This window comes from Sulfitobacter sp. 1A10359 (assembly GCF_043558145.1).
Taxonomy (GTDB): Bacteria; Pseudomonadota; Alphaproteobacteria; order Rhodobacterales; family Rhodobacteraceae; genus Sulfitobacter; species Sulfitobacter faviae.
The window spans coordinates 675,395-698,648 of the sequence record NZ_JBIFGB010000002.1; the positions used below are offsets into that span (position 1 = coordinate 675,395).

Here is a 23,254-nt window from a genome sequence, read left to right on the forward strand (position 1 = left end):
GCTCACATATTCGGGTAGTTCGGCCCGTCGCCGCCCTGCGGAGTGGTCCAGACGATGTTCTGCGTCGGGTCCTTGATGTCGCAGGTCTTGCAATGCACGCAGTTCTGGAAGTTGATCTGGAACCGCGTCTCGCCGGTTTTGTCATCCTCGACGAACTCGTAAACCCCCGCCGGGCAATAGCGGGCCGAGGGGCCCGCGTATTTCGGCAGGTTCACCTCGACCGGAATGCTCGGGTCTTTCAGCTTGAGATGCGCAGGCTGGCTCTCCTCGTGATTGGTAAAGGAGAAGGCCACATTGGTCAGACGGTCAAAGCTGAGCTTGCCATCGGGTTTGGGGTAGTCGATCTTCTTGTGCTTATCCGCAGGCTCGGTCGCCTCGGCGTCGGATTTGCCATGGCTCAGCGTGCCCAAGAGCGAGAAGCCGAGCGTGTTGGTCCACATGTCAAAGCCACCAAGCGCCAGCGACGCGGTGAGCCCGTATTTCGACCACAGCGGTTTCACGTTGCGCACCTTCTTAAGGTCCGTCGCGATCGGCCCTTCACGAACATCGGTCTCATATTCGGTCAGCTCATCACCGCCACGGCCCGCTTGGATCGCGGCATAGGCGGCCTCAGCCGCTGCCTTGCCCGAGAGCATGGCGTTGTGGTTGCCCTTGATGCGCGGCACGTTGACCATGCCCACCGAACAGCCCAGCAGCGCCACGCCGGGGGCCACCATCTTGGGCATCGACTGATAGCCGCCCTCGGTGATCGCCCGCGCGCCATAGGCCACGCGTTTGCCGCCCTTGAGCAGTTCGGCCACCATCGGGTGATGCTTGAACCGCTGGAATTCCATGTATGGGAAGACATGCGGGTTCTTGTAGCCGAGGTGGACGACGAAGCCGACGTATACCTGATTGTTCTCAAGGTGGTAGATGAACGACCCGCCGCCCGCATTGCTGTTCAGCGGCCAGCCCATCGTGTGGGTGACGGTGCCCTCGCGGTGCTTGGCGGGGTCGATCTCCCAGATCTCTTTCATGCCAAGACCGTATTTCTGCGGCTCCTTGCCTTCGTCCAGACCGTATCTCGCGATCACCTGCTTGCTCAGGCTGCCGCGCACGCCTTCGGAGAGGAAGACATATTTGCCGTGCAGCTCCATGCCCGGCTCATAGCTTGGGCCGGGGGTGCCATCGGCGTTCTTGCCCATCTCACCGGCGACGACGCCTTTGACTTCGCCATTCTCGCCAAAGACCAGCTCAGAACAGGCCATGCCGGGGAAGACTTCGACGCCCAGTTCTTCGGCCTGTTCGGCCATCCAGCGGCAAACATTGCCCATCGAGACGATGTAGTTGCCGTGGTTTTTCATCAGCGGGGGCATGGGGAATTCGGGGATGCGCAGCTTGCCCGCCTCGCCCAGCAGGTAAAAGTTGTCTTCCTTCACCGGCACGTTCAGCGGTGCGCCTTTTTCCTTCCAATCGGGGATCAGCGCGTCCAGCCCGCAGGGGTCGAGCACCGCGCCCGACAGGATATGCGCGCCCACTTCCGAGCCCTTCTCAAGCACCACAACATTGCAATCGGCATCCAATTGCTTGAGCCGGATCGCAGCCGACAGGCCAGCAGGCCCGGCGCCGACGATCACAACGTCATATTCCATCGCTTCGCGTTCAATCTCGGCCATTTTGGTGCTCCCTCACGGCAAATTCGGTTTGGATTTGGCTAAACCACCGCCGCGCGCAATGCAATCGCGACCCTGCGTTTATTGCGCAAAACGTGGGCCCCGCGACATAACATGACGCACGACCTTGCGGGCCGCCGGTTCTTCCCCTTTCAGATAGTGCGACTGCGGCGCCTTTCACCACCCGGCCTGCAAAGCTCATTCAGCGAAAACGGGATCGGATTGACGGCAGCCAACCGCCGATCTCGGGGCCGTTAGCCCCTTGCAATTGGCGGGCAGTTTGGGTCAGGTATCTGCCAAGTTAACACGCAATTGGCCGCCCCCCGGCGAAAACCCGGGTGCGGCCCTCATTATGTAGGCACACCGCCATGGAAAAAATCCCGATGACCCGCGACGGTCACACCGCGCTCGAAGTCGAACTCAAGCAGCTCAAATCGGTTGAACGGCCCGCTATCATCAAGGCCATCGCTGAGGCGCGTGAACATGGTGACCTGTCGGAAAACGCCGAATATCACTCGGCCAAGGAAAAGCAGTCTTTCATCGAAGGCCGCATCAAAGAGCTTGAGGGCGTGATCTCGCTCGCCGATGTGATCGACCCCAAAAAACTGTCGGGCTCGATCAAATTCGGCGCCACGGTGACGCTGGTCGATGAGGACACGGACGAAGAGAAAACCTATCAGATCGTTGGCGAATATGAGGCCAATATCGAAAAGGGTCTTTTGAACATCAAATCCCCCATCGCGCGGGCGCTGATCGGCAAGGACGAGGGTGATTCCGTCGAGGTGCGCACCCCCGGCGGGCAGAAATCCTATGAGGTTCTCAAGATCGTCTACGCTTGAACGGGAAGGCTGACATGGCAGAGCCCGACGCTTCCGCATCCCCTGAGCAAGCCCCCCGCGCCCCGCGCGGTGGGAATGGTACGGCACGGCCCACACCGATGGGCATCTACGACCGGCCCAAGGCCAATAGCATCACCGAGATCGAGATCATTGCAGGCGCGATTTCGGCGCTTTGGCTGCTTGGTACGGCGATCTATTTCACCTTCATCGCCGCCGAGGTGCCCGAGGGCACGCCCGACAGCGGGCTGCGCGGGCTGTTGATCCTGCTGGTGGTGATCATGCCCGTCGCGATGATCTGGGCCCTGGCCACCGCCGCCCGCGCCGGGCGGGTCATGCGTGAGGAGAGCCAGCGTCTGCAAGCCGCGATCGACGCGATCCGGCATTCCTATATCTCGCAACAGCAGGGCAACAAACCGGCGGGCGAGGGCAGCATTGCCCGCAAGCTCGATGAACTCGCCGACAGCGTCCGCAAAACCGAAATCGCGCTCGCTGGGCTTCAGGGCCGCGATGCGCCGTCGCGCCCCGTCGATCCGGCCCCCGCGCCCACACCGCCCGCCGCCGAAGACCAGCCGACGCTGGCCCTTGGCACGCAGGCGAGCGACAGCGCACAGCCGCTCTCTGCCGAGGATTTCACCCGCGCCCTCAACTTCCCCGAGACGGCGGAGGATCAGGCCGGTTTCGACGCCCTGCGCCGCGCATTGAAAGACCGGTCCGCCGCGCAGCTTGTACAGGCCGCGCAGGATGTGCTGACTCTGCTAAGCCAAGACGGCATCTATATGGACGACCTGCGCCCCGACCGCGCGCGCCCCGAAGTCTGGCGGCAATTCGCCAGCGGCGCGCGGGGCCGGACCATCGCGCCATTGGGCGGCATTCGGGATCGCTCCTCGCTGGCGCTGGCCAATGCGCGGATGCGGCAAGACCCGATCTTCCGCGACGCCGCGCATCACTTCCTGCGCCGCTTTGACCGGACCTTTGCCGAGTTCGAAAAACAGGCCACGGATGAGGAAATCTCGATGCTGGCCGACACCCGCACCGCCCGCGCCTTCATGCTGCTGGGCCGCTGCGCAGGCACCTTCGATTGACGCGCGGGTCTAGCCGGTAAAACTGCCGTAGGGGATGAAACGGACGGTATCGCCCGGCATGATGTCGCGGGCGGCCTCGTCCAATTCGACCAGCCCTTCGGCCCAACTGAGCCCGCTGATGCGCCCCGACCCTTCGGAGGCAAAGACCTCGGCCCGGCCATCGCGCATCCGCGCGCGCAGGTACTCCCGCCGCCCGGCCTTTTTGCGCTTCTCGAAGGCGGCAGGCACGTCGAAACCCTGCGGCTCTTGCCAGCCGCCCCCGGCCAAAAGCGCCATGGCGGGCCGCGCGAAAATCAACGAGCACACCATCGCCGCCACCGGGTTGCCCGGCAGCCCAAAGACCGGCACCCCCTGCCACATCCCAAGCGCCAAGGGCCGCCCCGGTTTCACCGCGATCCGCCAAAGCTGCATCGCCCCCGCTTCGGTCAGCAGGGCCGAGACGTGGTCTTCGTCCCCCGCCGAGGCGCCGCCGCTGGTGAGGATCACATCGACCTGCCCCGCCGCCGCATCCAGTCGCGCACGCAACGCGGCGCGGTCGTCGGCCACGCGGCCCAGATCGACCGGCTCATGGCCGAAGTCCGCCGCGAGTTGCAGCAGCATCGGGCGGTTTGCGTCGTAGATCTGTCCGTCGCGCGCCGCCCCGCCCATCTCGACCAATTCGTCACCGGTTGAGATCACGCCGACCTTGAGCATTTTGCGCAAAGACACCTCCGCCACACCGGCGGCGGCCAGAAGCGCCAGTTCCGCCGGGCCGATGCGCGTGCCCGCGGCGAGGATCACGTCGCCCGCCTGCACATCCTCCCCGGCCTTGCGGGTGTTGGCCCCCTGTTTGACCGGCCCGTGAAAGCGCAGCACGCCGCCCTCAGCGGTCACATCCTCTTGCAAAATGACGGTATCGACACCTTCGGGCAGTGCCGCACCGGTCAGCACGCGGATCGCTTGCCCCGCTGGCACGGCTCCGGGGCGGTCGCCCGCCGCCGCGCGGCCCGGCACCAGCGGCATCTCGTGCAGCCCCTCGCCCCGTCCTCCGGCAAAGCCATAGCCATCGACCGCCGTATTGGGCAGCGGCGGATTGGCGCGGATGGCGGTCACATCTTCGGCCAAGATGCGTCCCCCGGCATCGGCGGCGGCCCGCGTCTCGGCCTCTGTCACCGCGTGAAGCCGCGCGCGCAGCAGGTCCAGCGCCTCATTCACCGGGGTCCAATGCACGCCCGGCGGCAAGGCGAAACAGTCGTTGCGCAGGGGCGGCGCCGCGCTCGTGGCGGCGGCCGCCGGGGTGGCGATCAGCCCCACGTCGCGCAGGATGAAATCGGCAATGGCGGCGGTGTCGTTCAGATCGAAAACGGGCCGATCCACCTCAAGCGGCACATCGCTGGCCAGCGCCCGCACCGTCGGATCATCCGGCGCGATCAATGGGTTTCCGGTCTCGGCCCGATGGGCTTCGACCTTCGGATGGCCGTCGCGTTTGTAGCCTTCGATCAGCACCAGATCGACCGGCGAGAGCCGCGCCAGATGCGCCTCCAACGGCGGCTCATCGGCCCCGCGCAACTCATGCATCAAAGCGAAACGCGCGCCCGAGGCCAAAAGCACCTCCCGCGCACCCGCGATGCGGTGGCGGTGGCTGTCTTTGCCGGGGTGGTCCACGTCAAACGTGTGATGCGCGTGCTTGACGGTTGAGACGGTGAAGCCGCGGCCCGTGATCTCGGCCACCAGCCGCTCCATAAGCCCGGTCTTACCTGCGTTTTTCCAACCGACAACGCCGTAAACCCTCATACCATCGCCTCTGCTTTCGCCAGATCTTCGGGCGTGTTCACGTTGAAGAAGGCCGCCTCATCGGGGAAGAGCGCCTCGCGCCCGTCGTGGTGCTCCGTCCAGAGCACCACCTTGCGCAGCCCGCCCGCCAAAGCGCTGCGCAGATCGTCGCGCAGCGCCACGGGCCAGAGGCCAAAGGTCGGATGCCGCGCCGTGCCGCGTTTGGCGTCCGGCGTGGCGGCGAGGGCCAGCGGATGGGCCATGCCATCGGCAGCCAGCAGCAGACGCGGCACCAGATCGCAGGGGAAGAAAGGCGTATCGGCGGCAGCGGTCACAATGCTCTCGGCCCCCTGTTCGGCGGCCCAGTCGAGCCCAGCAAGCACCCCCGCCAGCGGCCCGGCGAAGCCTTCGATACTATCGGCCAGCACCGGGAGGCCTAGGTCGGCAAACCGCGCCGCATCGCCGTTGGCGTTGAGCGCCAGCCCCGCAACCTGCGGCTCCAGCCGGTCGATCACCGAGGACAGAAGCGTGCCCTGCCCCAGCGGCAGCAGCCCCTTGTCGCCGCCGCCCATACGGGTCGCCTGCCCACCCGCCAGAATGACGCCAAGTGGTTGTTTCATGTGGTCAATCCTTCGCGCCCTTGCGCCCGCTTTTGCGCGGCTCTTCGGCCACGCTGGCCGGATCCGCATCGCGGATGAGCCGCCCCTCCCCGGCCAGACAGGTAAAGCGCTGCCCGCGCATCCGCCCAATCAGGGTCAGGTTCACCTGCTGCGCGATCTCCACCCCCCAAGCGGTAAAGCCCGAGCGGGACGCCAGCACCGGAATGCCCATCATCGCCGTCTTGATCACCATCTCAGAGGTCAGCCGCCCGGTGGTATAGAGCACCTTATCCTCGGCCCCGACCCCTTCGGAAAGCATCCAACCCGCGATCTTGTCGACCGCGTTGTGGCGGCCCACATCCTCCATATAGACCAATGGCCGATCGCCTTGGCAAAGCACTGTGCCGTGGATCGCACCGGCCTCCAGATAGAGGCTCGGCGTGCGGTTGATCTTGGCCGCCAGCGCATAGAGGTCGGATGTGCGCACCGACGTCTCGGGTAGGCTCACCTCCGCCAGCCCCTCCATCATATCGCCAAAGACCGTGCCCACGGCGCAGCCGCTGGTGCGGGTCTTGCGCTGCATCTTGTCTTCGTAATCGGTGGCCCGTTTGGTGCGGACGACGACAGTCTCAAGCTCTTCGTCGTAATCGACACCGGTGATCTCTTCGTCTGGGCGCAGCATCCCCTGATTGCGCAGAAACCCAAGCGCCAGATAGGCTGGGTAATCGCCAATGGTCATGGCGGTCACGATCTCTTGCCGGTTGAGGAATATTGTCAGGGGGCGCTCTTCGACCACATTGATCGCCACCTCGGCCCCGGTGTGATCCACGCCAGAGACGCTGCGCGTCAGCCGAACAGCAGTCGGATCCGGGGCGATCAGATAATTGCTAAGTTCATTGTCTCGGGCCAATTGTATCCCCCTGCGGTTAGGTCTAAGCCTTTGACATTATATTTAAGAGTTCGCCATGGCCATCACCACCACCAAATCCGCCTATCGCAAAGGGATCGTCGACGCACTGCCCTTCGTGCTGGTGATCATCCCCTTCGCCTCGCTCTTTGGCCTATTGGCGACCGAGGCCGGGCTGAACGTGTTCGAAACGCTGACCTTTTCGATCGTGGTGATCGCCGGGGCCGCGCAGTTCACGGCGCTGCAACTGCTGCAAGAAGACGTACCCACGGCGATCATCCTCGCCTCTGCACTGGCGGTGAACCTGCGTATGGCGATGTATTCGGCCTCTCTCACCCCGTGGATCGGCGGCGCGCCGCTGTGGCAGCGGGCGCTGGCGGCCTATATGACGGTCGATCAATCCTATGTCGCCGCCATGACGCAATATGAGCGCGACCCTGAGATGACGGTGCCGCAGCGCATGGCCTATTTCTTTGGGACCGTGACGCCGGTGGTGCCGCTTTGGTATATCTTCACGCTGATCGGCGCGATGGTCGGCTCCAGCGTGCCGGATAGCTGGGCGCTGGACTTCGCCATTCCGATCACCTTTCTGGCCATGATCGCGCCGATGTTCCGCACGCTGGCCCATGTGGCGGCGGCGGTCGTTGCGGTGGTCGTGAGCCTTTTCGCCGTCGAGGTGCCCTATGCGCTTGGGCTGATCATCGCAGGGCTCGCGGGCATGATCACCGGCGCACAGGTCGAGGCATGGATGGAACGGCGCAAACCGAGGAGCACGGCATGATGATCGATAGAACCGCACTTTGGGTCGTGATCATCGGCCTCGGGCTGGGCAGCTTTTTCCTGCGCTTTGTCTTTACCGGATTGGTCGGCAACAAACAGATGCCCGCGTGGCTGTTGCGGCATCTGCGCTATACCGCCGTGGCGATTCTGCCCGCGCTGGTGGCCCCGCAGGTGATCTGGCCCTCGGCCACCGGGGGGCAATTCGACCTGCCGCGCGTCACCGCGGCGGCGGTGACATTGGGCGTGGGGCTGGTGACCAAGAACGTCCTCGCCGCGATCCTGTCGGGGGCCGCGGCGCTTTATGGGATGCTCTATCTGGTGGGGTAAGCGCGGGCGCTACTGCTGGGCCAGTTGCGCCGCGCGCAGGGCGTCGATCACATCGCCCTCATCGTCTTCGTAATATTTCGTCGTGGTGACACCCGGCAGGGCCTCGAACCGCTCTTGCAACTTGACGGGATAGTAGGTCGACCCGACGCTTCGAAACCCCGGCAACTGGCTGAGAATGCCGCTGGTGGCATTGGCGCAAAAGGCACCGGGCACCGCGCCATTCGCAGTCACCAGTTCAAGCGCGCGTTCGGCCACCTCGGGGCTGACGGGGATTTCCTGGCTGACCACATGAAAGGTGCTGCGCGCATGGGCCGATTTATAGGCCTGCAACCACGCGGGCGTCACCCCGTAGAGCACATCGCCCCGCTCGGCCATCCGCGCATCCCGAAACGACCCCGCGGGGTCAAAGATCACCCGTTGCGAGCCATTCACCATCAGCGCGCTATGGCCGCCGCTGCCGGTGCGGTTGTTCACCATGGTCATCAATGTCAGGGAGGGCGGCTCGGGCGCGCGGTAGGCTGCACGCGCCACAACGTCGGGCGGGCTATCGGGGCTTTGATCCACCGAACAGCCTGCCAGAACGCCAACAAGTGCAATCGACGCTAAGAGAGTTCTCAAACCGTTACCCTCGCGCCTAGGGATAGGACGTGATCAACCGGCAAAGATCGCCAGCAGAACAAGAATCACAAGGATGACGACGGTGCCGCGTGTCACGAAGGACATGAATCCGTCAAAGGTCTTTTGCTGCTCTTCGTAATTCATGCTGCCGTGTTCATGTTCAGCCATTTTCGTCTCCCTAAGACAATTTGTTGGCGCTGATTAACCTATTCGCATCACCCTGTCACGGGGGGATGATGCGCAGAAAACCATACTAGCTTTGCGCAGAACCACGCGCTATAGGGGAATCTTACACTTCCCCGCACGTTATAGACTCTTTCAGGTTTCGTCGTCTTCCAGATCGGCAACCAGTCGAAAGCCGATCCGTTGCGGGGCGGCATCGGGCACCTTTTTTGGCAAGGCCCGCAGCATCACGTTCAACTGCCCCACATGCTGCACCAATTGCGCCCGCGCCCCTGCGGGATCGACGCCGTAAAAGGTGATGATATCGGGGTCGAAATACCCCATACCTTCGATCCGCAGCACCCCGGCGTCGCCCCCGGCAAAGCCGATCGCCGCCTCATGATCGTTGTCGAGCTTTTCCTCGAAATTCTTGAGATAAAGCACCACCCGCTCATAGGCCCATTGGGCGGGGGATTTCTGCTTCACCGGCTTGTCGGTGACGGATTTGGGCAGGGGTTGATCGCCCGACTTGGGCTGATCGGTGCCCGTATGCACCTCATGCATGCGCGGTAATGCCGCAGCCTCATAGGCCTCGGCTGCCGTTTTCACCTCATCGCCCATCGCTCACCCCTTGCGCTGATACACCCATGCGCCATCCGCCGCGCGCAAGCTGCGCGTGGCCTCTCCGGCTTGGTAAAGGTGGCTCAGATGGGCGACGGCTTCAACCAGCGCGAGGCCATATTCCGCCTCACCGATGTTGCGTTTGAACAGCGGCGCGAAACATTCCGAGGCCGATTTCGGCGTGTCGATATAAGCCAGCAGGCGGCGCAGGGCGCTGTGGTGGTTCTCAATCAACTGCTTCAGCCGCGTCGGCAGGCCGGTGAAGGGCAGCTTGTGCCCGCCAAGCACTAGATGATCCTCCCGCGCCAAGGGGACGAAATGCTCACAAGCCTCCAACCATTCGCCGATGGGGTCGGCCATCGGCTCAGTCGGGTAGACGCCGATGTTGGGGCTGATGGAGGGCAGAATCTGATCCCCCGCGATCACCAGATTGTCGTCCCGGCTCCAAAAGGTCGCGTGTTCGGGGGCGTGGCCATTGCCGATATGCACTTCCCAATCGCGGCCACCCATGCGGATCACATCGCCCTGCCGGATGCGAGTGAACCCCAGCGGCAGCGGGGCCACCACATCGGCGAAATTGAAGGGCCGCTCATTGGCGCGTTTGTCATAGAGCGCCGACGCCATCCCCGCCTTGCGGTAGAACGCAAGGGCTTCGGCGACCGGCACCTCTTGGACATCCAGCGTCAGCATCCGCGCGGTCAACCATGCGGTGCGCGTGGTGACCAGTTCCGCCCCGAACTCGCTCTGCAACCATCCGGCAAGGCCGATGTGATCGGGGTGATGATGGGTGACGACCACACGCGAGATCGGCTTGCCGCCAAGCGGCCCTGCCATCAGCCCGCGCCAAATTTCCTTGGCCCGGCGCGAGGCAAAGCCCGTGTCGATCACCGTCCAGCTATCGCCCTCGTCCAAGGCATAGACGTTGACGTGATCGAGCTTCATCGGCAGCGGCAGGCGGAACCAAAGCACCCCCGGCGCCACCTCGATCGCCTCCCCCTCGGCGGGCGGCACCTCCCAAGGATAGCGCAGCCCCTTGGGCGTTTTCGGCTCGGCGGCGGAGAGGGTGGCCTGCTCTGTCATCTGCTTTTCAGGTCTTCAACATCAAGCGCATAGAGGTCTTCCGCCCCGGCCTGCGCATGGGCCAACAGGCCCTGATGCTCGGGCAAGAGACGTTGGATATAGAACCGCGCCAGCTTGGCCCGCGCATCGCCTGCGCCGGCGGCCTTCTCGGCCATGGCGGCTTGCAGATGCAGATGCCCGCCCATCACGCGGGCGAAGGCGCGCAGATAGGGGACGGCACCGGCGAAACGGGCGTTCATGTCCTTCTGCGCGGTCATCCACTCGGTCGCCTCGCGCAGGGTCTCGCTGGCCTGCCAGACCGCATCGGCCATGCGCGGGAAAGGGCCGCGTGCGGATTCGGCATGGGCTTCGATCTCATCCAAGAGCCGGTTCGCCGCCTCGCCGCCATCCATCATCTTGCGGCCCACAAGGTCCATCGCCTGAATGCCGTTGGTGCCCTCGTAGATCGCGGTCACGCGCACATCGCGGCTGAACTGCGCCGCGCCGGTTTCTTCGATAAAGCCCATGCCGCCATGCACCTGCACGCCCATTTCAGCAACGCTGATGCCCACATCGGTGCCGAATGCCTTGGTGATCGGGGTGAGGAACGCGGCCCGGGCGGCCCATTCATCCCCCTGCCCGGCGCGCGCCATGTCACTGGCATAGGCACAGCTCAGCGCGATGGCGCGAGAGGCAAAGATATCGGCCTTCATGCTCAAGAGCATCCGGCGCACGTCGGCGTGATCCACGATGGTACCGGTGCCGCCTTCGACGGGGGAACGGCCCTGCTTGCGCTCCAACGCATAGTCCAGCGCCAGTTGATAGGCCCCTTCGGCCGCGCCGATGCCCTGTTCGCCGACACCAAGCCGTGCGTTGTTCATCATGGTGAACATCGCCGCCATGCCGCCGCCCTCGCGGCCCACCAGCCAGCCGGTGGCCTTGTCATATTGCATCACCGCGGTGGGCGAGCCGTGCAGGCCCATTTTATGCTCAAGGCTGACCACATTCACGCCATTGCGCTGGCCCGGCGCACCATTCTCATCGGGGATGAACTTCGGCACGAGAAAAAGGCTGATCCCCTTGGTCCCCGCCGGTGCCCCCGGCAGGCGCGCAAGAACCAGATGGCAGACATTGCCTGCGAAATCATTGTCACCCCAAGAGATGTAGATCTTCTGACCAGAGACGGCATAGGTCCCGTCGCCATTGTCTTCGGCCCGGCTGCTCAGCGCGCCCACGTCCGACCCTGCCTGCGGCTCGGTCAGGTTCATCGTGCCGGTCCATTCGCCCGAGATCAGCTTGGGCAGGTACAATTCCTTGATCGCGTCGCTCGCGTGGTGCTCCAATGCTTCGATCTGCCCTTGGCTCATCAGGGGGGCGAGTTGCAGCGACAGGCAAGCGCCGCTCATCATCTCGTTGACCGCGCTGGTCAGGGTCATCGGCAAGCCCATGCCGCCAAACTCCGGGTCCGCCGACATGCCGATCCAGCCGCCCTCGGCAATCGCGGCGAAACCTTCGGCAAATCCGGGAGAAGTGCGCACGACGCCGTTTTCCAGCTTGGCAGGGTGCAAATCCCCGCCCCGTTGCAGCGGCGCCAGCACGTCATCGCAAAGCCGTCCGGCCTCTGACAGGATCGCGCCGGTGACGTCTTCACTGGCCTCAGCGAAACGGTCGGTGCTGCGAAGCGTTGCGAAATCCAACACGTCCTCGATCAGAAAACGGTAGTCATCCACGGCGGCGCGGTACGGCATATCATATCCTCCTGAAAGGCGCGCTTGTTCTGGCAAGCCTGACATGGCCCTGATAAAGGCTGGTTTATGTTGCCGCCAGCATGAAATGCCCGGCCGCCCCCCGCAACCCAAACGCGGCGTCACGGGATGCTGCATGATCCGACAGGCCGAAACACCCGATGACCCAGCCGACCGAGACCCTGACCGCCACGCCCCAAGGGATCGCCCGCGCGGCACGCCTGCTGCAAGACGGCGCGCTGGTCGCCTTGCCGACGGAGACGGTTTACGGCCTGGGCGCAGATGCCCGTAATGGTGAGGCTGTCGCGGGTATTTACGCCGCCAAGGGCCGGCCCAGTTTCAACCCGCTGATTGTGCATCTGCCGGATATCGACACCGCCAAACGCTATGTCGACTGGACCGAGGAGGCCGACCGGCTGGCGCAGGCCTTCTGGCCCGGCGCGCTCACGCTGGTCCTGCCGCTGAAGCCCGACAGCGGGCTGTCGTCGCTGGTCACGGCGGGACTGCCGAGCCTTGCGGTGCGGGTGCCCGCCCATCCCGCCATGCGGCAGGTCTTACAGACGCTCGGTGGGCCGGTCGCCGCGCCCTCGGCCAACCCCTCGGGCAAGATCAGCGCGACCACGGCGGATCATGTGCTGGCGGGCCTCGACGGTAAGATCGCAGCGGTGCTGGACGACGGCGCCTGCCCCGTTGGGTTGGAAAGCACGATCATCGGCCTGACCGGCCCCCGCCCCGCCCTGCTGCGCGCAGGCGGTCTGCCGAGCGAGGCGATTGAGGCCGCGCTTGGCCAAGGGCTGGAGGTTGTCGATGGGGCCGAGATCATCGCGCCGGGGCAGCTCGCCTCGCATTACGCGCCCGGCGCGGCGGTGCGGCTGAATGCGCGAACGGCGGGGCCGGGTGAAGTGCTGCTTGGGTTTGGCGAGATGATCTGCGATCTCAACCTCTCCCCCTCCGGCGATCTGACCGAGGCTGCGGCGAAACTGTTCGACCACCTGCACCAGTTGGACGCCACCGGTCAGACCATCGCCGTGGCGCCGATCCCCGATCACGGGCTGGGCCGCGCGATCAACGACCGATTGGCCCGCGCAGCAGCACCGCGTTAGGCGTGCCCGGCTGAGGCCGACAGCCCCAAGGGATCGATCCCCAGCGTCTTGAGCGCCGCGCCCCATTTCTCGGGATCCGGCAGATCGAAAATCACCTCGGGCGAGGCTTCGCAGGTCAGCCATCCGTTCTGGGCGATCTCACCCTCCAACTGCCCCGGCCCCCAGCCTGCATAGCCCAGCATCAACTGCGCCTGCGCCGGGCCCTTGCCGGTGGCGATGTCTTCGAGGATGTCGCGGGTGGTGGTCAGGGCGATGCCATCGCCCACGCGCAGCGTCTCAATGGCCGAGCGGTATTCGTCGGAATGCAACACAAAGCCGCGCCCGGTCTCGACCGGCCCGCCGAAATGCACGGCCAGCGATTTGGCCTGCGGCGGCGTGTCTTCGACCAGTTGATCCAGCACATCCGACAGGCGCAGTTCCGGGGCGGGTTTGTTGACGATCAACCCCATCGCCCCCTGTTCGGAATGCGCGGAAAGGTAGATCACCGAATGCGCGAAACGCGGATCGCCCATGCCCGGCATCGCGACCAGCAGCTTGCCCGTCAGTTCCATCGTCTGCCCCGTCAACGCCCACCTCCTGAAGGTAACCTTTCTTTGAACATGGCCGCTTGCGCCCCACAAAACAAGAGAGGCGCCCCACCGCTCGCCGCATCAGCGAAACATGGATGATGCAAATGTGACTTGGCAGGCGCGGAAGGATACCGCATCAAGTCCGCATGACCATATCGCGCTTCTTTTCCGCCCTTCTCTCCTGTCTCACCCTCGCCCTGCCCGCCGCGGCGCAGGATGCTGTCGGCACGCCTTTGCAGGGCGATCTGCTCACTGGTTGGCAACAGTCTGACGGGCGGCGCGTGGCGGCGATCCGGCTGCGCATGGCACCGGGTTGGAAGACCTATTGGCGCAGCCCCGGCGATGCAGGCATCCCGCCGGAGTTCGACTGGTCCGGCTCGGACAACCTGCGCGACGTGCAGATCACATGGCCCGCGCCCAAGGTCTTTGACCAAGGCGGGGTGAACTCCATCGGCTATGCCCGCGAGGTGATCCTGCCGCTGACCATCACCCCGCACCGCCCCGGTGCGCCGGTCACATTGGACACCAGCATCGACCTTGGCGTGTGCAGCGACATCTGCCTGCCACAGACCATCCACCTGCGCGCCCTGCTTGACACCCGCGACAGCAAGCCCACCCCGGCCATCGCCGCCGCCTTTGCCGCGCGGCCCTATTCCGGCGCTGAGGCCGGTTTGAAAAGCGCCCAATGCAGCCTGCGCCCCACCGCGCGGGGGCTGGAGATCGAAACCCGGCTGGCCCTGCCCTCTGCCGGGGGTAAGGAGACCGTGGTGATCGAACCCGGCAATCCCAACATGTGGATGAGCGAGACCGTGGGCCAGCGGTCGGGAAATACGCTTGTCGCCAGCGGCGAGATGATCGCCGAGAATGGCACCGCACTGGCGCTCGACCGTTCCGCCATTCGGATCACGGTGATCGGCAAGAACCACGCGGTGGAGGTGACGGGCTGCACCACGGGCTAAACCCGCGCGCTACTTGCGGCGCTGATGCTCGTCCAGCCGCGGCATGATCTCAACGAAGTTGCAGGGCATGTGGCGGTAGTCCAACTGTTTGAGCAAGATGCCATCCCATGCGTCTTTACATGCCCCCGGGCTGCCCGGCAGCGCAAATAGATATGTCCCCTGCGCCACGCCGCCCGTCGCACGGCTTTGCACCGCGCTGGTGCCGATCTTCTCCATTGAGATCATGGTGAAGACCGTGCCGAAGGCGTCAATCTCTTTCTCATAGACATCGCGGTGCGCCTCGACCGTCACGTCGCGCCCCGTGAGGCCAGTGCCGCCGGTGCTGATTACCACGTCAATCTCAGGGTCCGCGCACCAGTCGCGCAGAAGCGCCGCGATGGCGGGGCGGTCGTCGGTCACGATCTTGCGCGCGGCCAGCACATGGCCCGCCGCTTCGATCCGCGCGACCAACACGTCGCCCGACCGATCCTCGGCCAAGCTGCGGCTGTCCGAGACGGTCAGCACAGCAATTCTTACGGGGATGAACGCCCGGCTGTCGTCGATCCTGCTCATGTCCGCTCCATCATTGCCAAACGCGCGGCCAAAGCCACGAAAATACCGCTGCTGATCCAGCCCAGCAGCCGTCCGCCCCCGGCCAGTCGTCGCCCGATCCCGGCGGCAAAGACCCCCACCGCGCCGTTGATGACGAAACCGCCCAGTGCCAGCACCGCACCAAAGGTCAGGAACTGCGCCAAGACCGGCCCGGCCTCGGGCACCACGAATTGCGGCAAGAAGGCCAGCACGAAAAGAATCACCTTGGGGTTTGTCAGATTGACGGCGAAACCGGTGTTGAAAGCGCGCCAACCGCCCATGCCGGGCGTCGTATCGCGCGGCTTTCCAGCCTGCCGCAGCGTTTGCACCGCAAGCCAGAGCAGATAGGCCACGCCGAGCCAGCGGATCATGTCCAGCGCCCAAGGCAGCGCCGCGACGACCGCGCCCAGCCCCAACCCGGCCAAAGCCACATGCACCAGCACGCCCGCCGAAATCCCCGCGCTCGCCGCCAATGCAGCCCGCGGGCCCGAGCGCAGCCCCTGCCCAAGGCAGAACATCATATCCGCCCCCGGCGTGAGGTTCAGCGCCAAGGCGGCGGGCACGAAGGCCAGAAGGGTCAGCGCATCAACCATCGCGCAGCTTTGCCTGAACGCTGAGCAGATCGGCCCAAGCCTCGCGCTTGGCCTCGGGATTGCGCAGCAGGTAGCCGGGATGCACCATCGGCATGCAAGAAAGATCAGCGGCCTTGGTCCAATTGCCGCGCAGGCGCATGATGCTGCGTTTCTCCAAAAGCGATTGGCAAGACCAATTGCCAAAGAGCACCAGCACCTTGGGCTTGGCCAATTCGATATGACGCTGCACAAAGGGGCGCATCATCGCGATCTCATCTGGCTTCGGGTCGCGCCCCTGCGGCGTGCGCCACGGCAAGATGTTCGACAGATAGACATTGCGGTCCCGCCCCATGTCGATCGCCGCCAGCATCCGATCGAGCATCTGACCCGCCCGCCCCACGAAGGGCTTGCCCGCGCGGTCTTCGTCCCGGTCGGGGGATTCGCCCAAGATCATCAATGGCGCGCCGGGCACCCCATCGGCGAAAACCAGATTGCGCGCGCCCTTGTGCAGCTCGCAATGCTCGAACCCTTGGATCGCGGCGCGCAGCTCTTCCAATGTCTGCGCGGACTGCGCGGCGCGGCGGGCCAGTGCCACCGGGTCGGGTTGCTCAGAGGCTTGCAGGGGCTGCGGCCCTTTGGCCAGCTTGGCGCTGGCCTTGGGCGGGCTTGCGGGCACTTCATAGCGGTTGACCGGCGCGTCGCAGATCGCCTCGGTCGCGCCAAGCTCGACCTGCCACGCCAGCATCTCTGCCGCCTGATGATAATCGAATGATTCCATGACCCGCAGCTTACGCCCTGAGGACGGGGGGCGAAATGCCCTATCGCCGCGCTTTACGCGCCAAGCCCCCCGCGCCTATAAGGCGGCAACAGCAGAAGGGATCGCCACCATGTCATTCGCCCATCGCCACCTGCTTGGCATCGAGCAGCTCTCGCAATCCGACATTACCACCCTTCTGGACTTGGCCGACACCTATGCCGACCGGAACCGCCAGCCGAACAAACATTCCGACGCGCTGCGCGGGCTGACCCAGATCAACATGTTCTTTGAGAACTCCACCCGCACGCAGGCGAGTTTCGAGATCGCGGGCAAACGCCTTGGCGCGGATGTGATGAATATGGCGATGCAGGCCAGTTCGATCAAAAAGGGTGAGACGCTGATCGACACGGCGATGACGCTGAATGCCATGCACCCCGATCTGCTGGTCGTGCGCCACCCGCAATCGGGCGCGGTGGACCTGCTGGCCCAAAAGGTGAACTGCGCCGTGCTGAACGCGGGCGACGGGCGGCACGAGCACCCCACGCAGGCGCTCTTGGACGCACTGACGATCCGCCGCGCCAAGGGGCGGCTGCACCGGCTCAGCATCGCGATCTGCGGTGACATCGCTCACAGCCGCGTGGCACGGTCGAACATCCTGCTTTTGGGCAAGATGGAAAACCGCATCCGCCTTGTCGGCCCGCCGACCCTAATGCCCAGCCAGATCGACCAGTTTGGGGTCGAGGTCTTCGACGACATGAAAAAGGGCCTCGAAGGTGTCGACGTGGTGATGATGCTGCGACTTCAGAAAGAGCGGATGGATGGCGGCTTTATCCCGTCGGAGCGCGAGTATTACCACCGCTACGGGCTCGACGCCGAAAAGCTGGCCCATGCCAGCCCCGACGCCATCGTCATGCACCCCGGCCCGATGAACCGCGGGGTCGAGATCGACGGCACCTTGGCCGACGACATCAACCGTTCCGTCATTCAAGACCAGGTCGAGATGGGCGTCGCCGTGCGCATGGCCGCGATGGACCTGCTGGCGCGCAACCACATCGCCGCCCAACCCGGCGCGGCCTGACCGGAACCCCGACGGGCCAAGCGGCGTTTTCCTGAGAACAGTCAAAGGAAGCCGTCATGCCCCATACAGAAGTCGCCCCCCAAGAAGCTGGCAAGGTCCGCGTCTATGCCCTCTCGCTCTCGGATGCCGAGGCGCGGGCGATGCGCGATGATGAGACCGCACAGGCCGCGGCCCTCGGGGTCGATCGGATCGACGCGGCCTATACGGAGGTCTTCCGGGTGGCTGACCTCGATCAACTGGGGCTTGCGGGCTATCTGCGCGACGGCAATGGCGTGAACCCCGACCAGATTGAGACGGACCGCAGCAAGCTTGCCGCGCTCGACGGTTGGGTAATGATCGTCTACTCCCGCGCCTTCGCCGGGCAGTCGCTGCAACTGGCTCCGATCCCGGCGCTGACCCATATCGGCACCTATACCGAAGGCGGCCCCGACACACCGGTGCAGGCGATGGAGGCCGAAGCCGCCCAGCCCTATACCGGCATCCCCCGCGTCGCCCCGTCCGAGCCCGCCAAGGGCGGCGGCGGCAAGACCATGGTGATCGTCGCAGTGGCCGTGCTGATCCTGCTCATCATCTGGTGGCTGCTGGCCTAAGCGCGAAAACCGCTGGCGCCCTTGGGGCCAGCGGGCTACATCTGGCCTATGCAAGAACCTGAACACGATCCGAAAATGTCTGGCCGTATCGCCATGGTCGCCCTTTTGGTGGCCTTTGGTGTGGTCGGGCTGATGATTTGGATTGGCGGCTAGCGGCGCGCGCGCCACGCCCGCGCCCAAAAGACCGCTTGGTTTGGGGGGCAATTTGGGGCATGACAGCGGCGCATCCGCTATCGCACCAAAGGCCCGCCCATGACTCAGTTCCTCACCAATCTGCGCCTTCTCGACCCTCAGGCTGGCACGCTTGAGCCTGCTGCGGTTCTGGTCCGCAACGGGGTGATTGCCGAGGTGCTGGCCGATGGGGCCACAGCGCCCGAGGGCGCGGAACTGGTCGATTGCGGCGGCCATATTCTCGCCCCCGGTATCGTCGACATCGGCGTCAAAGTTTGCGAACCGGGCGAGCGGCACAAGGAAAGCTACCGCTCCGCGGGCCTTGCCGCGGCGGCGGGCGGGGTGACCACCATGGTCACGCGCCCCGACACCGATCCGGCCATCGACAGCCCCGAGACGCTCGAATTCGTCACCCGCCGCGCCAATGAGGCGGCACCGGTGAACGTCGTGCCCATGGCCGCGCTGACCAAGGGCCGCGAGGGGCGCGAGATGACCGAGATCGGCTTTCTGATGGACGCAGGTGCCGCTGCCTTTACCGATTGCGACCGCGTGGTGACGGATACCAAGGTCTTCTCCCGCGCGCTCACTTATGCCCGCAGCCTCGGCGCGCTGGTCATCGCCCACCCGCAGGATCCGGGGCTGAGCAAGGGGGCAACCGTCACCTCTGGCAAATTCGCCTCATTGCGCGGCTTGCCTGCCGTCTCGCCCATGGCCGAGCGGATGGGGTTGGACCGCGATATCGCCCTCATTGAGATGACCGGCGCGCGCTACCACGCCGACCAGATCACCACCGCCCGTGCCCTGCCCGCGCTGGAACGCGCCAAGCGCAACGGGCTCGACATCACCGCTGGTGTCGGCATTCACCACCTGACGCTGAACGCGCTCGACGTGGCCGACTACCGCACCTTCTTCAAAGTAAAGCCGCCGCTGCGCGATGAGGAAGACCGCCTTGCCGTGGTCGAAGCCGTGGCCAGCGGTCTGATCGACATCATCTGCTCCATGCACACCCCGCAGGACGAAGAAAGCAAACGCCTGCCCTTCGAGGAGGCCGCCAGCGGCGCGGTAGGGCTGGAGACGCTGCTGCCCGCCGCGATGCGTCTGGTCCATGCCGAGATGATGGACCTGCCCACGCTCTGGCGCGCGCTGTCGCTGAACCCGGCCAAACGCCTCGGCCTGCCTGGCGGGCGGATTGCCGTGGGGGCGCCTGCGGATATGGTGCTGTTCAACCCCGACGCGCCCTTCGTGCTGGACCGCGCGACGCTGCGGTCGAAATCCCGCAACACGCCCTTTGACGGGATGCGGATGCAGGGTAAGGTCGTGGCAACTTATGTAGCAGGTTCCTGCGTTTACGAGGCGAATTGATGCCCCCAATCGAGACTTCCGTTGAATTGATCCTTTTCTGGGCGCTGGCAGGCTATGTCATCGGCTCTATCGCCTTTGGCATGTTGCTGGCGCGGCTGATGGGGCTGGGCAACCTGCGCGATATCGGATCGGGCAACATCGGCGCGACTAACGTGCTGCGCACCGGCAACAAAAAAGCGGCGGCGCTGACGCTGGTGCTGGACGGGGCCAAAGGGGCCGTGGCCGTTTTGCTGGCCCGTGCCTTTGCGGGCGAAGATGCGGCGCAGGCGGCGGCGCTTGGTGCGATGATCGGCCATTGCTACCCGGTCTGGCTGGGCTTTCGCGGCGGCAAGGGTGTGGCGACCTTTCTGGGCCTCATGCTGGCGCTGGCTTGGCCTGTCGGGCTGGCCTGCTGTGTGGTCTGGCTGGCGACGGCGGCACTCTCGCGCATCTCGTCGCTGTCCGCACTGGCGGCGGCGGCAAGCTCGACCTTTTTGCTGATTTTCCTCGGCTACGGGGAAATGCTGCTGTTGGGCATCGCCCTGACTTTGCTGATCTTTTGGCGGCACCGCGACAATATTCGCCGGATCCGCGCAGGCACGGAATCGCGCATCGGCCAGAAAGGCTGACACCGCTCGAGGGCGGCATCAGCCCCTTTCCCGTTCAGTAGGAATATTCCGCGTAGATACGGCTCAGATCGCCGTTCCATGGGCCGTGGTAATCCGCCAGCAGATCGTCGGCAGGCACGCGGCCCGTCTCGATGCTGTCGCGCAGGGCGTTGAGGAAATGCGTCTCATCCGGCACCAGCCCACCGGCGCCGGGACGGGCGCGGGCTTTCAGCCCCGCCTCTGACAGGGCCACGGCCTCGCGCGCCAGATCATGCATCTTAAGCCCGCCCACCTCGGCCTGAAAGCCGTGGGTGGAGGCGGCGATGCGCAATTCTTCCCGTGTCTCGGCATCCCAGCCTTTGACCAAATCCCATGCCCCATCCAAGGCGCTTTGGTCATACATCAACCCGACCCAGAAGGCCGGCAGGGCACAGAGCCGCCGCCACGGGCCGCCATCAGCGCCGCGCATCTCGATAAACTTCTTGACCCGCGCTTCGGGGAAGAGCGTGGTGAGGTGATCGGCCCAATCGCTCAGCGTCGGCTTCTCGCCGGGCAGAGCGGGCAACTCGCCTTTCAAAAAGTCGCGGAAGGATTGGCCGAGCGCGTCGATATACTTGCCGTCGCGGTAGACGAAATACATCGGCACATCGAGCGCGTATTGCACCCAAGCCTCAAAGCCGAAGCCCTCATCGAAAACGAAGGGGATCATGCCCGTACGCGCGTCATCCAGATGCCGCCAGACCAGACCGCGGGTGGATTTCACGCCGTTGGGCTTGCCGTCAAGGAAGGGCGAATTGGCGAAAAGCGCATTGGCGATGGGCTGCATCGCCACGGCGACGCGCATCTTCTGCACCATGTCGGCCTCGCTCGCGAAGTCGAGGTTGACCTGAACGGTACAGGTGCGGCGCATCATGGTGGTGCCCATGGTGCCGACCTTTTGCATATAGCCGTCCATCAGCTTGTAACGGCCCTTGGGCATCAGATCCATCTGCTCATGCGACCACTCGGGCGCGGCCCCCAGACCGATGAAACCGACGCCGATCTCATCCGCCACGTCTTTCACCTCGCGCAGGTGGGTGTTCACCTCATCGCAGGTCTCGTGAATGGTCTCGACAGGGGCGCCCGAGAGTTCCAACTGGCCGCCCGGCTCAAGGCTGATGTTGGCCCCGTCTTTCTCAAGCCCGATCAGCTTGCCACCCTCTTCGACAGGGGACCAATTGTGGCGGTCGCGCAGCCCTTCCAGCATCACCCGGATCGAGCGTTCCCCCTCATAGGGGAGCGGTTTGAGCGTGTCCTTGCAATAGCCGAACTTCTCATGCTCGGTGCCGATGCGCCACTGCTCGCGGGGCTTGCAGCCATCCGCCAGATACTGCGCCATTTGGTCGTGATGTTCGATCGGGCCGCCGCCGGATTGAGGAATGGACATATGCGAGGGCTCCGTTTTGAAGGGTCGTCTTGAGTGTCTTCTAAGTTGTCGACGTGGCGTCGCGTCTAGCAGGGATGGGCGGATTTGCCGGGGCTGTCAATGCAGCAAGACATGCGCCGGGCGCAGCGGCGCGCGCTCCCAGATCACAACGGCGTCATGGCGGGTCTTGCGTAGCTCAAAGAGCATCCTCTCGGTGCGCAGGCCCGGCAGGGCGGCGAAAGCGTCAAACAGCGCCTCGGATCCTGCGGCGTTCACCGGGATCAACAGGGGCGTCTCATCATCGCGCGGCTCAAGCCGCCAATGGGCTGGAAACATCTGCCGGTCGAGGCTCAGCCGCTGCAACTCGCGCAGGGCGACCGTGCCGCCGGTCAGCGGGCCAAAGTAGGTGATCTGCCCTTCGACGACCTGCACCGCGCCCGCACCATCGCCCTGCCCGCGAAAACGCGCGCGTTGCACGCCAAGCCAGATCAGCGCGGCACCGCCCGCCAGCGCCGCATAGCCCGGTACCGCCAGCAAGAAACCCGGCCCCGCGACCAGCCAGAGACCGAGGGCCATCAGCCCGCCGCCGACGATCGCCTCGCGCCAGCGCCAAAGCTGATCGCGAGCGCCTTGGCGCAGGAAACTCATCGGGCCACCCTTTGCATCACCAATCTCCCAAAGCCTGCTGCCACATGGTCATCGCCGCCACGGCCGCCGTATCGGCCCGCAGGATGCGCGGGCCGAGCGTGACCGCATGGGCGTGATCGAAACCATGCAGCCGTTTGCGCTCGCTCTCGGAAAAGCCGCCCTCGGGGCCGATCAGGATGGCCCATGGCCCCTGCGCATCCGGCGGCAGTGCGCCGCTTTCCCCGGCCAAAGCCTCATCGCAGAACATGATCTGACGGCTGCTGTCCCACTGATCCAGCAACCGCCCCAGCTTCTCAGCCTCGGCCACTTCCGGCACATAGGTGCCGCCGCATTGCTCTGCCGCCTCAACCGCATGGGCCTGTAGGCGCGGCTGCTGCACGCGGCCTGCATTGGTAAATTCGGTCATCACCGGCACGATCCGCGCGGCCCCCATCTCTGCCGCTTTTTCGACGATGAAGTCGGTGCGGGTCTTTTTGATCGGGGCAAAGAGCAGCCACAGGTCCGGCGGCATTTGCAACGGCCGGGTCTGTTCGACACAGGTCAGCACCCCGCCGCGCTTGCCCGCCTCGGCGACCTCGGCCAGCCATTCGCCATCGCGCCCGTTGAACAAAAGCACCCCGGCCCCGACCGTGAGCCGCATCACCCCAAAGAGGTAATGCGCCTGCTCGCGCGCCAAAGGAACCGTTTGCCCCTGCCCCAAGGGCTGATCTACATACAATCTGATTTTCGCGTTCATAGGG

The 23,254-nt window shown here is 64.8% G+C and carries 26 protein-coding genes; 10 read left to right on the forward strand and 16 right to left on the reverse strand.

The annotated features are described in order from the left end of the window. Nucleotides 1–2 precede the first annotated feature (2 nt). Nucleotides 3–1,655, reverse strand: coding sequence for an electron transfer flavoprotein-ubiquinone oxidoreductase (locus ACGYK2_RS07610; protein ID WP_271688195.1), 1,653 nt, complete (start codon nt 1,653–1,655; stop codon nt 3–5). Between the two features lie 365 nt (nt 1,656–2,020). On the opposite strand from ACGYK2_RS07610, the gene greA reads away from it, so the two are divergent. Together greA and ACGYK2_RS07620 are read left to right on the forward strand one after the other, a co-directional pair. Continuing rightward, the gene (gene greA, locus ACGYK2_RS07615; protein ID WP_067624274.1) at nt 2,021–2,491 is read left to right on the forward strand and encodes a transcription elongation factor GreA; all 471 of its coding nucleotides are present in this window, start codon (nt 2,021–2,023) and stop codon (nt 2,489–2,491) included. Between the two features lie 14 nt (nt 2,492–2,505). Continuing rightward, complete coding sequence (locus ACGYK2_RS07620; protein ID WP_276154278.1) at nt 2,506–3,573, forward strand: hypothetical protein; 1,068 nt, start codon at nt 2,506–2,508, stop codon at nt 3,571–3,573. Between the two features lie 9 nt (nt 3,574–3,582). On the opposite strand, the gene ACGYK2_RS07625 is transcribed toward ACGYK2_RS07620, so the two are convergent. Genes ACGYK2_RS07625 through ACGYK2_RS07635 form a run of 3 tightly spaced genes read right to left on the reverse strand, consistent with a single transcriptional unit; the run spans nt 3,583 to nt 6,840 of the window. Further along, nucleotides 3,583–5,346 (reverse strand): bifunctional molybdopterin-guanine dinucleotide biosynthesis adaptor protein MobB/molybdopterin molybdotransferase MoeA, encoded by a 1,764-nt coding sequence (locus tag ACGYK2_RS07625; RefSeq protein ID WP_271688197.1) that lies wholly within the window; start codon nt 5,344–5,346, stop codon nt 3,583–3,585. Further along, the gene (mobA, locus tag ACGYK2_RS07630; RefSeq protein WP_271688198.1) at nt 5,343–5,945 is read right to left on the reverse strand and encodes a molybdenum cofactor guanylyltransferase MobA; all 603 of its coding nucleotides are present in this window, start codon (nt 5,943–5,945) and stop codon (nt 5,343–5,345) included. Before mobA ends, ACGYK2_RS07625 begins: the two co-directional genes overlap by 4 nt. 4 nt (nt 5,946–5,949) lie before the next feature. Then, complete coding sequence (locus ACGYK2_RS07635) at nt 5,950–6,840, reverse strand: formate dehydrogenase accessory sulfurtransferase FdhD (RefSeq protein WP_271689994.1); 891 nt, start codon at nt 6,838–6,840, stop codon at nt 5,950–5,952. Nucleotides 6,841–6,889: 49 nt separating this feature from the next. Here ACGYK2_RS07635 and ACGYK2_RS07640 point away from each other — a divergent pair, with 49 nt between their 5' ends. Together ACGYK2_RS07640 and ACGYK2_RS07645 are read left to right on the forward strand one after the other, a co-directional pair. After that, on the forward strand, nt 6,890–7,612 hold the full coding sequence (locus tag ACGYK2_RS07640; RefSeq protein WP_271688199.1) for an AzlC family ABC transporter permease: 723 nt from the start codon (nt 6,890–6,892) through the stop codon (nt 7,610–7,612). After that, nucleotides 7,612–7,938 carry an AzlD domain-containing protein gene (locus ACGYK2_RS07645; RefSeq protein WP_067265610.1) on the forward strand — a complete coding sequence of 109 codons (327 nt, stop codon included), beginning with the start codon at nt 7,612–7,614 and terminating at the stop codon, nt 7,936–7,938. The genes ACGYK2_RS07640 and ACGYK2_RS07645 overlap by 1 nt, the downstream gene beginning before the upstream one ends. Nucleotides 7,939–7,947: 9 nt before the next feature. Here ACGYK2_RS07645 and ACGYK2_RS07650 read toward each other — a convergent pair whose 3' ends face one another. The 5 genes from ACGYK2_RS07650 to ACGYK2_RS07670 form a co-directional block, all read right to left on the reverse strand. After that, nucleotides 7,948–8,556, reverse strand: a complete 609-nt coding sequence (locus ACGYK2_RS07650; RefSeq protein WP_271688200.1) for a hypothetical protein — start codon at nt 8,554–8,556, stop codon at nt 7,948–7,950. A gap of 33 nt (nt 8,557–8,589) precedes the next feature. Then, nucleotides 8,590–8,724, reverse strand: a complete 135-nt coding sequence (locus ACGYK2_RS07655) for an aa3-type cytochrome c oxidase subunit IV (protein ID WP_067265607.1) — start codon at nt 8,722–8,724, stop codon at nt 8,590–8,592. Between the two features lie 150 nt (nt 8,725–8,874). After that, the gene (locus ACGYK2_RS07660; protein WP_271688201.1) at nt 8,875–9,339 is read right to left on the reverse strand and encodes a DUF6173 family protein; all 465 of its coding nucleotides are present in this window, start codon (nt 9,337–9,339) and stop codon (nt 8,875–8,877) included. Between the two features lie 3 nt (nt 9,340–9,342). Beyond that, nucleotides 9,343–10,419, reverse strand: coding sequence for an MBL fold metallo-hydrolase (locus ACGYK2_RS07665; protein WP_271688202.1), 1,077 nt, complete (start codon nt 10,417–10,419; stop codon nt 9,343–9,345). After that, on the reverse strand, nt 10,416–12,146 hold the full coding sequence (locus ACGYK2_RS07670) for an acyl-CoA dehydrogenase (protein ID WP_271688203.1): 1,731 nt from the start codon (nt 12,144–12,146) through the stop codon (nt 10,416–10,418). Before ACGYK2_RS07670 ends, ACGYK2_RS07665 begins: the two co-directional genes overlap by 4 nt. 158 nt (nt 12,147–12,304) lie before the next feature. Between ACGYK2_RS07670 and ACGYK2_RS07675 the strand changes: the two genes are divergently transcribed. Further along, entirely contained in the window at nt 12,305–13,246 is a 942-nt protein-coding gene (locus tag ACGYK2_RS07675) for an L-threonylcarbamoyladenylate synthase (protein WP_271688204.1), read from the forward strand. On the opposite strand, the gene ACGYK2_RS07680 is transcribed toward ACGYK2_RS07675, so the two are convergent. Then, the gene (locus ACGYK2_RS07680; RefSeq protein WP_067265595.1) at nt 13,243–13,797 is read right to left on the reverse strand and encodes a YqgE/AlgH family protein; all 555 of its coding nucleotides are present in this window, start codon (nt 13,795–13,797) and stop codon (nt 13,243–13,245) included. The genes ACGYK2_RS07675 and ACGYK2_RS07680 overlap by 4 nt on opposite strands. A 164-nt stretch (nt 13,798–13,961) precedes the next feature. On the opposite strand from ACGYK2_RS07680, the gene ACGYK2_RS07685 reads away from it, so the two are divergent. Beyond that, on the forward strand, nt 13,962–14,774 hold the full coding sequence (locus tag ACGYK2_RS07685) for a protein-disulfide reductase DsbD domain-containing protein (RefSeq protein ID WP_271688205.1): 813 nt from the start codon (nt 13,962–13,964) through the stop codon (nt 14,772–14,774). Between the two features lie 9 nt (nt 14,775–14,783). Here ACGYK2_RS07685 and moaB read toward each other — a convergent pair whose 3' ends face one another. Genes moaB through ACGYK2_RS07700 form a run of 3 tightly spaced genes read right to left on the reverse strand, consistent with a single transcriptional unit; the run spans nt 14,784 to nt 16,694 of the window. Continuing rightward, on the reverse strand, nt 14,784–15,326 hold the full coding sequence (moaB, locus tag ACGYK2_RS07690; protein WP_271688206.1) for a molybdenum cofactor biosynthesis protein B: 543 nt from the start codon (nt 15,324–15,326) through the stop codon (nt 14,784–14,786). Beyond that, nucleotides 15,323–15,937 (reverse strand): LysE family translocator, encoded by a 615-nt coding sequence (locus ACGYK2_RS07695; RefSeq protein WP_067265585.1) that lies wholly within the window; start codon nt 15,935–15,937, stop codon nt 15,323–15,325. Before ACGYK2_RS07695 ends, moaB begins: the two co-directional genes overlap by 4 nt. Further along, nucleotides 15,930–16,694, reverse strand: a complete 765-nt coding sequence (locus tag ACGYK2_RS07700; protein WP_271688207.1) for a uracil-DNA glycosylase family protein — start codon at nt 16,692–16,694, stop codon at nt 15,930–15,932. Before ACGYK2_RS07700 ends, ACGYK2_RS07695 begins: the two co-directional genes overlap by 8 nt. A gap of 109 nt (nt 16,695–16,803) precedes the next feature. On the opposite strand from ACGYK2_RS07700, the gene ACGYK2_RS07705 reads away from it, so the two are divergent. The 4 genes from ACGYK2_RS07705 (at nt 16,804) to plsY (ending at nt 20,482) form a co-directional block, all read left to right on the forward strand. After that, nucleotides 16,804–17,751: an aspartate carbamoyltransferase catalytic subunit gene (locus tag ACGYK2_RS07705; protein WP_067265620.1), complete on the forward strand. Its 948-nt coding sequence runs from the start codon at nt 16,804–16,806 to the stop codon at nt 17,749–17,751. Between the two features lie 56 nt (nt 17,752–17,807). After that, entirely contained in the window at nt 17,808–18,341 is a 534-nt protein-coding gene (locus tag ACGYK2_RS07710; protein ID WP_271688208.1) for a hypothetical protein, read from the forward strand. 252 nt (nt 18,342–18,593) lie between these two features. Further along, the gene (pyrC, locus tag ACGYK2_RS07715; protein ID WP_271688209.1) at nt 18,594–19,874 is read left to right on the forward strand and encodes a dihydroorotase; all 1,281 of its coding nucleotides are present in this window, start codon (nt 18,594–18,596) and stop codon (nt 19,872–19,874) included. Next, a complete protein-coding gene (gene plsY, locus ACGYK2_RS07720; protein WP_271688210.1) occupies nt 19,874–20,482 on the forward strand; it encodes a glycerol-3-phosphate 1-O-acyltransferase PlsY in 609 nt (202 codons plus the stop codon). Before pyrC ends, plsY begins: the two co-directional genes overlap by 1 nt. A 34-nt stretch (nt 20,483–20,516) precedes the next feature. Here plsY and ACGYK2_RS07725 read toward each other — a convergent pair whose 3' ends face one another. The 3 genes from ACGYK2_RS07725 to ACGYK2_RS07735 all read right to left on the reverse strand — a co-directional run bounded on the left by ACGYK2_RS07725 (nt 20,517) and on the right by ACGYK2_RS07735 (nt 23,250). Next, nucleotides 20,517–21,887: a glutamate--cysteine ligase gene (locus ACGYK2_RS07725; RefSeq protein WP_394374272.1), complete on the reverse strand. Its 1,371-nt coding sequence runs from the start codon at nt 21,885–21,887 to the stop codon at nt 20,517–20,519. Nucleotides 21,888–21,983: 96 nt separating this feature from the next. Continuing rightward, nucleotides 21,984–22,514, reverse strand: a complete 531-nt coding sequence (locus ACGYK2_RS07730) for a hypothetical protein (protein WP_271688212.1) — start codon at nt 22,512–22,514, stop codon at nt 21,984–21,986. A 16-nt stretch (nt 22,515–22,530) separates the two neighbouring features. Further along, nucleotides 22,531–23,250 carry a 16S rRNA (uracil(1498)-N(3))-methyltransferase gene (locus ACGYK2_RS07735; RefSeq protein ID WP_271688213.1) on the reverse strand — a complete coding sequence of 240 codons (720 nt, stop codon included), beginning with the start codon at nt 23,248–23,250 and terminating at the stop codon, nt 22,531–22,533. Nucleotides 23,251–23,254 lie beyond the last annotated feature (4 nt).

What these genes read in the sequence shown, in the direction of transcription:
- ACGYK2_RS07610 (WP_271688195.1), bottom strand. Translation starts at nt 1,655, where the DNA reads ATGGCCGAGATTGAACGCGAAGCGATGGAATATGACGTTGTGATCGTC.
- greA (WP_067624274.1), top strand. Translation starts at nt 2,021, where the DNA reads ATGGAAAAAATCCCGATGACCCGCGACGGTCACACCGCGCTCGAAGTC.
- ACGYK2_RS07620 (WP_276154278.1), top strand. Translation starts at nt 2,506, where the DNA reads ATGGCAGAGCCCGACGCTTCCGCATCCCCTGAGCAAGCCCCCCGCGCC.
- ACGYK2_RS07625 (WP_271688197.1), bottom strand. Translation starts at nt 5,346, where the DNA reads ATGAGGGTTTACGGCGTTGTCGGTTGGAAAAACGCAGGTAAGACCGGG.
- mobA (WP_271688198.1), bottom strand. Translation starts at nt 5,945, where the DNA reads ATGAAACAACCACTTGGCGTCATTCTGGCGGGTGGGCAGGCGACCCGT.
- ACGYK2_RS07640 (WP_271688199.1), top strand. Translation starts at nt 6,890, where the DNA reads ATGGCCATCACCACCACCAAATCCGCCTATCGCAAAGGGATCGTCGAC.
- ACGYK2_RS07645 (WP_067265610.1), top strand. Translation starts at nt 7,612, where the DNA reads ATGATCGATAGAACCGCACTTTGGGTCGTGATCATCGGCCTCGGGCTG.
- ACGYK2_RS07655 (WP_067265607.1), bottom strand. Translation starts at nt 8,724, where the DNA reads ATGGCTGAACATGAACACGGCAGCATGAATTACGAAGAGCAGCAAAAG.
- ACGYK2_RS07660 (WP_271688201.1), bottom strand. Translation starts at nt 9,339, where the DNA reads ATGGGCGATGAGGTGAAAACGGCAGCCGAGGCCTATGAGGCTGCGGCA.
- ACGYK2_RS07665 (WP_271688202.1), bottom strand. Translation starts at nt 10,419, where the DNA reads ATGACAGAGCAGGCCACCCTCTCCGCCGCCGAGCCGAAAACGCCCAAG.
- ACGYK2_RS07670 (WP_271688203.1), bottom strand. Translation starts at nt 12,146, where the DNA reads ATGCCGTACCGCGCCGCCGTGGATGACTACCGTTTTCTGATCGAGGAC.
- ACGYK2_RS07675 (WP_271688204.1), top strand. Translation starts at nt 12,305, where the DNA reads ATGACCCAGCCGACCGAGACCCTGACCGCCACGCCCCAAGGGATCGCC.
- ACGYK2_RS07680 (WP_067265595.1), bottom strand. Translation starts at nt 13,797, where the DNA reads ATGGAACTGACGGGCAAGCTGCTGGTCGCGATGCCGGGCATGGGCGAT.
- ACGYK2_RS07685 (WP_271688205.1), top strand. Translation starts at nt 13,962, where the DNA reads ATGACCATATCGCGCTTCTTTTCCGCCCTTCTCTCCTGTCTCACCCTC.
- moaB (WP_271688206.1), bottom strand. Translation starts at nt 15,326, where the DNA reads ATGAGCAGGATCGACGACAGCCGGGCGTTCATCCCCGTAAGAATTGCT.
- ACGYK2_RS07695 (WP_067265585.1), bottom strand. Translation starts at nt 15,937, where the DNA reads ATGGTTGATGCGCTGACCCTTCTGGCCTTCGTGCCCGCCGCCTTGGCG.
- ACGYK2_RS07700 (WP_271688207.1), bottom strand. Translation starts at nt 16,694, where the DNA reads ATGGAATCATTCGATTATCATCAGGCGGCAGAGATGCTGGCGTGGCAG.
- ACGYK2_RS07705 (WP_067265620.1), top strand. Translation starts at nt 16,804, where the DNA reads ATGTCATTCGCCCATCGCCACCTGCTTGGCATCGAGCAGCTCTCGCAA.
- ACGYK2_RS07710 (WP_271688208.1), top strand. Translation starts at nt 17,808, where the DNA reads ATGCCCCATACAGAAGTCGCCCCCCAAGAAGCTGGCAAGGTCCGCGTC.
- pyrC (WP_271688209.1), top strand. Translation starts at nt 18,594, where the DNA reads ATGACTCAGTTCCTCACCAATCTGCGCCTTCTCGACCCTCAGGCTGGC.
- plsY (WP_271688210.1), top strand. Translation starts at nt 19,874, where the DNA reads ATGCCCCCAATCGAGACTTCCGTTGAATTGATCCTTTTCTGGGCGCTG.
- ACGYK2_RS07725 (WP_394374272.1), bottom strand. Translation starts at nt 21,887, where the DNA reads ATGTCCATTCCTCAATCCGGCGGCGGCCCGATCGAACATCACGACCAA.
- ACGYK2_RS07730 (WP_271688212.1), bottom strand. Translation starts at nt 22,514, where the DNA reads ATGAGTTTCCTGCGCCAAGGCGCTCGCGATCAGCTTTGGCGCTGGCGC.
- ACGYK2_RS07735 (WP_271688213.1), bottom strand. Translation starts at nt 23,250, where the DNA reads ATGAACGCGAAAATCAGATTGTATGTAGATCAGCCCTTGGGGCAGGGG.